4 protein-coding genes are annotated in these 5495 nt (G+C 70.7%); 3 read left to right on the forward strand and 1 reads right to left on the reverse strand.

Translation table 11 applies throughout. The annotated features are described in order from the left end of the window. The first annotated feature begins 662 nt into the window (after positions 1 to 662). Both nirB and nirD read left to right on the forward strand, forming a co-directional pair. On the forward strand, positions 663 to 3308 hold the full coding sequence (gene nirB, locus ACTVCO_RS12160; RefSeq protein ID WP_443728701.1) for a nitrite reductase large subunit NirB: 2646 nt from the start codon (positions 663 to 665) through the stop codon (positions 3306 to 3308). Then, entirely contained in the window at positions 3305 to 3637 is a 333-nt protein-coding gene (gene nirD, locus ACTVCO_RS12165) for a nitrite reductase small subunit NirD (RefSeq protein ID WP_443728702.1), read from the forward strand. The genes nirB and nirD overlap by 4 nt, the downstream gene beginning before the upstream one ends. A 66-nt stretch (positions 3638 to 3703) precedes the next feature. On the opposite strand, the gene ACTVCO_RS12170 is transcribed toward nirD, so the two are convergent. Next, entirely contained in the window at positions 3704 to 4021 is a 318-nt protein-coding gene (locus tag ACTVCO_RS12170) for a hypothetical protein (protein ID WP_443728703.1), read from the reverse strand. A 227-nt stretch (positions 4022 to 4248) separates the two neighbouring features. Here ACTVCO_RS12170 and ACTVCO_RS12175 point away from each other — a divergent pair, with 227 nt between their 5' ends. Next, complete coding sequence (locus ACTVCO_RS12175) at positions 4249 to 5394, forward strand: alpha-amylase family glycosyl hydrolase (protein WP_443728704.1); 1146 nt, start codon at positions 4249 to 4251, stop codon at positions 5392 to 5394. Positions 5395 to 5495 lie beyond the last annotated feature (101 nt).

Raw genomic sequence — 5495 nt, forward strand, 5'->3', positions numbered from 1 at the left:
ACCGCCGGCGGCGGCAGGTCCGTCTGGGGCGGTTGACCCCCATCGAGTTCGAGACCATCATGACCACTCAGGTCGCACTCGCAGCCTGAGCCTGACTGTCACCTATCCGTGCAGCAGTCCCCGGCGGCCGGGTAGCCGGGCCTGGTCGGGGGCCGGGCCGGCGGCCGGGCCAGGGGTCAGCAGTCGGGGTCGGCAGTCGGGCTACCCGCAACTCTGTGCGCTACCCGCAGGTCTGGACTCGCGGGAAGAGCACAAAACCGCGGGTAGCCGGGCTGGGCAGCCGGGGACCGGGCCAGGGGCCGGGCCGGCGGCCGGGAGCCGGGCCAAATGGCCGGCGGCCGGGCAGCTGGGTCGGTCCGGGCGGCCGGGCCAGGGGTCAGCAGTCGGGGTCGGCAGTCGGGCTACCCGCAACTCTGTGCGTTACCCGCAAGTCTGGACTCGCGGGAAGAGCACAAACCCGCGGGTAGCCGGGCTGGGCGGCCAGAGGCCGGGCCAAATGGCCGGCGGCCGGGTCGGGCCGGGCAGCTGGGTCGGGGCCGGCCGGGGGCGGGTAGCCTGGGCCGCCGGGCCCGGGGCCGGGACGGGTGGGTCACGTCCCAAAGGTCCCACCATTCTTTCGGGATGGCCCTGTTGAATTCTTGGCAGAGAACCCAGGAGGACCCATGACCGTCGTCTCCCCCGTCCGCCCCGCAGGCGTCCCCACCCACCCGGGCCGCGTCGTCATCGCCGGCGCCGGCATGGTTGCCCACCGGCTCGTCGAGCAGCTGCTCGCCCGCGGCGACTCCGCAACCTGGGACGTCACCGTCCTCGGCGACGAGCCGTACCGGCCCTACGACCGCGTCCACCTGTCCGAGTTCTTCGATGGCCGCGACGCCGAAGGCCTCGCCATGGGCCCGTCCGTCTGGGACGACCCACGCGTCACGCTCCGCACGGGCGACCCCGTCGCGAGCATCGACCGCGACGCCCAGGAAGTCCTCACCCGCTCGGGCGTCCGCATCCCGTACGACAACCTCGTGCTCGCGACAGGCTCGTGGGCGTGGACACCACGCACGACGGGCATCGACCTGCCGGGCGTCGTCTCCTACCGCACGCTCGACGACGTCACGACGCTCCGCGACTGGATCGCGTCACGAGCAGACGCCCTCGGCCGCCCGCTGCGCGGCGCCGTCGTCGGCGGCGGCGTCCTCGGGCTCGAGGCCGCGAGCGCACTGCAGCGCCTCGGCGCTCACGCAACGGTCATCGAGTTCGCCGACCGCCTCATGAACGTCCAGCTCGACGAGGGCGGCGGCGAGACACTGCGCGTCCGCATCGCCGACATGGGCGTCGACGTCCGCCTCGGCACCGGTGCGACGCGCCTCGTCCCCGCCGCGGACGGCGCCGTCGGGCTGCTCGTCCTCTCGGACGGTTCGACGCTCGACGTCGACGTCGTCGTCTTCTCGACCGGCATCCGCCCTCGCGACCGCCTCGCCCGCGAGTCCGGTCTCGCGCTCGGCGAGCGCGGCGGCGTCGTCATCGGCCCCACCTGCCGCACGTCGGACCCGCACGTGTGGGCCGCGGGTGAGGTCGCGTCGTTCGAGGGCGTGTGCGCGGGGCTCATCGCCCCCGGCAACGCACAGGCGGACGTCGTCGTCGACCAGCTGCTCGGGGGGACCTCGGAGTTCTCTCCCGCACCCGAGGGCACGAAGCTCAAGGGCGTCCTGCACGACGGCGTGCCCGTCGAGGCCGCGTCGTTCGGTGACGTCAACGCGCTCACACCCGGCGCGCTCGAGGTGACGTTCGCCGACCCGGTTGCCAAGACGTACAAGAAGCTCGTCGTCTCGGACGACGCACGCACGCTGCTCGGCGGCGTGTTCGTCGGGGACGCTGCGCTCTATGCGAGCCTGCGCCCGATGCTCGGCCGCGCCCTCGGCGCGGATCCGAGCGCATTCCTCGCCCCGGAGGGCGGTGCGTCGGTTCCAAGCACAGACCTGCCCGACGACGTCGTCGTCTGCTCGTGCGCCAACGTCACGGCTGGAACCGTGCGCAGCGCCGTGACCGAGCACGGCTGCACGTCGGTCGCCGAGGTGAAGAAGTGCACGAAGGCCGGGACGGTCTGCGGCTCGTGCATCCCGCTCGTCACCAAGCTCGTCAACACTCAGCTCGAGGCCTCGGGTATCGAGGTCTCGCGTGCCATGTGCGAGCACTTCGCGATGTCACGCGCCGAGCTCTACGCACTCGTGCGCACGGCGGGCCTGCGCACGTTCTCCGAGGTCGTCGCTGCGCACGGCAAGGGTCGCGGCTGCGCGGTCTGCAAGCCGGTCGTCGCGTCGATCCTCGCGTCGCTCGGCGTCGGACACGTCCTCGACCCCGCCAACGCGCCGCTCCAGGACACGAACGACCACGCGCTCGCCAACATGCAGAAGGACGGCACGTACTCCGTCATCCCCCGCATCCCAGGCGGCGAGATCACTCCTGAGAAGCTCGCGGTCATCGCCGACGTCGCCCGCGACTACGGCCTCTACACGCGGATCACGGGCGCGCAGCGCATCGGCATGTTCGGGGCGCGCCTCGAGCAGCTCCCGCACATCTGGCAGCGTCTCGTTGACGCTGGTATGGAGTCGGGCCAGGCGTACGGCAAGTCGCTGCGCGCCGTGAAGTCGTGCGTCGGGCAGTCCTGGTGCCGCTTCGGCGTCCAGGACTCCGTGGGCATGGGCGTGCGTCTCGAGCTGCGCTACCGCGGCTTGCGCGCACCGCACAAGTTCAAGGTCGGCGTCTCGGGTTGCGCGCGCGAGTGCGCTGAGGCTCGCGGCAAGGACGTCGGCGTCATCGCGACCGAACGCGGATGGAACGTGTACGTCGGCGGCAACGGCGGGTTCACGCCGCGGCACGCCGAGCTGCTCGCCGAGGACCTCGACGACGAGATGCTCATCCGCGTCATCGACCGATTCCTCGCCTACTACATCCGTTCGGCTGACCGCCTGCAGCGCACGGCGCCGTGGGTCGCGGACTACCCGGGTGGGATCGCGGGGCTCCGCAAGGTTCTCGTCGAGGACTCCCTCGGTATCGCTGCCGACCTCGAGTCGTCGATCGGCGAGCACATCGAGGCGTACGAGGACGAGTGGGCGGCGACGCTCGCCGACCCGGTGCGGCTGGCGCGCTTCGCGTCGTTCGTCAACGCGCCCGACACTCCCGACCCGGACCTCGCGTACACGCCCGAGCGCGGGCAGGTGCGCCCGGCTCTCGCGGGTGAGGTCTCCGACCCTAACCCCGTCATCGCGCGGACCATCGCGGTCCGCCCGTCCGACTCCGACGTGGAGGTTTCCCGATGACCACGTGGACCCCCGTCTGCGACCTTGCTGCGCTCGACCCCGAACGGGGTGTGGCGGCTCTCGTCGACGGCGAGCAGGTCGCGTTGTTCCTGCTCGACGACGGCCGTGTGCTTGGCGTCGGCAATCACGACCCGTTCTCGGGGGCGAACGTCATCTCTCGCGGAATCGTGGGAACTCGTGGCGAGGACGCGACCGTGACGAGCCCCATGCACAAGCAGATGTGGGACCTGGCGACGGGCGCCTGCCTCGATGCGGTGGGTGGCGAGCCGGTCGACCTGCCGACGTTTGCCGTCGAGGTGCGCGACGGGGTCGTGCACGTCGGTCTGTGACGCGGCGGGCGTGACGTTGTCAGTCGTGGTCGAACGGGCCGGGCGACCTTCGCCCGGCCCGTTCGCTCACGGGTAGTACTTGGTTCCGCGGACGACGACGCCGACGTGCTTGGCGTCGGGCTTCTCGCGGATGTCCTGGAGGATCCCGAAGGTTTTGATCGTCGTCCTGCCGGAGGATGGAGACCGGCACGGCGAACCAGGCCATGCGGTTCTGCCATGCCGGTCGAGGCTCGGGTCGGCACCCCAGCAGAGACACCCCCTGAGGGACTTCGGCTTCGTCGTGCGCTTGACCGGCAGAGTCACCTGCTGAGCAGTGTCTGAGTGCCCTCCTGATGCCGTCGCCCTGAACTTGGCTGTCCGGGTCTTGTTCGACGAGATCCGCACCTTGATCTTCTTCGTCAGCCCGCGGGTGCGGCCGCGGGCAGGGTCGGGCGTTGGGCCTCGGACGGCTGGCGCGGCATGCCGCCCGTTCTCGCTGCAGACCTCCGCCCACACGATCCCTGCAAGACATTTCACATTCTGCAAGACCTTGCTAGTGTGGCCAGCAGGCACGGCGGCCGCCCGGCCGCCTCCACGACCGCGCTACGCGCCCCGCACGTGAAGGCACCGCAATGCAGCGACTCCATTCCCTCCCCCACCATGACGGCTCCGCGCTCTACAGCCCGGGCGACGGCACCACGCTCGGAGCAGCCCGGACGGTGCGCGTGCGCGTGCCCCGCTCCTTCGGCCCCGTCACGAGCGTCGCGTTGCGCGTGCTCATCGACGGCGAGCCTCGCTTCACCCCCATGACCACGCAGCCCAACCCCGCACTCACCGGGGACGACGCCACCTGGTGGACGGGCCAGCTCACGGTCGACAACCCCGTGACGACCTACCGCTTCCTGCTCAACCTCCTCGACGGCTCGGCCCTCTGGCTCAACGCCGAAGGGGTCGACTCGATCGAGCCGGTCGACACACAGGACTTCCGCGTCACGACGTTCCCCCGGCCACCCGCGTGGGCGACGTCGCAGGTGCTCTACCAGGTCTTCCCCGACCGCTTTGCCAAGTCAACTGCCGCTGAGACGCGCCCAGCGCCCTCGTGGGCACTCCCCGCCGCCTGGGACGACACTGTCGTGCATACGGGGCCCGACACCCCCCGGCAGTTTTTCGGCGGCGACCTCGACGGCCTCACCGAACGTCTCGACCACCTCACGGATCTCGGTGTCACGCTGCTGTACCTCACGCCGATCTTCCCGGCTCGCTCCAACCACCGCTACGACGCGTCGACCTTCGACCAGGTCGATCCACTCCTCGGCGGTGACGAGGCGCTCATCCGCCTCGTCGAGGCCGCGCACACGCGCGGCATCCGCGTCATCGGCGACCTCACAACGAACCACACGGGTGACGCCCACGAGTGGTTCACGACCGCACACCACGCACCGGGCACCCCGGAGAGCGAGTTCTACTACTGGAACGACGACGCGAACGACGACTACGTCGCCTGGGCGGACGTCCCCTCGCTGCCCAAGCTCAACTGGAACTCGGCCGAGCTCCGCCGCCGCTTCGTCGAGGGACCCACGAGCGTCGTCGCCCGCTGGCTCCTGCCCCCGTTCCACCTCGACGGCTGGCGCATCGACGTCGCCAACCAGACCGGTCGGCTGGGCACCGATGACCTCAACCGCGACGTGCAGCGCACCGTCCGCGCAACGATGGACGCAGTGTCCTCCGACACGGTTCTCTATGCCGAGTCGACGAATGAGGGACTGCTGCACGGATAGGTGACAGTCAGGCTCAGGCTGCGAGTGCGACCTGAGTGGTCATGATGGTCTCGAACTCGATGGGGGTCAACCGCCCCAGACGGACCTGCCGCCGCCGGCGG

It is taken from the genome of Sanguibacter sp. A247 (genome assembly GCF_052324925.1).
GTDB lineage: Bacteria > Actinomycetota > Actinomycetes > Actinomycetales > Cellulomonadaceae > Flavimobilis.

Excerpts from the sequence above, each read along its gene's own strand:
- nirB (WP_443728701.1), top strand. The coding sequence starts at position 663 with ATGACCGTCGTCTCCCCCGTCCGCCCCGCAGGCGTCCCCACCCACCCG.
- nirD (WP_443728702.1), top strand. The coding sequence starts at position 3,305 with ATGACCACGTGGACCCCCGTCTGCGACCTTGCTGCGCTCGACCCCGAA.
- ACTVCO_RS12175 (WP_443728704.1), top strand. The coding sequence starts at position 4,249 with ATGCAGCGACTCCATTCCCTCCCCCACCATGACGGCTCCGCGCTCTAC.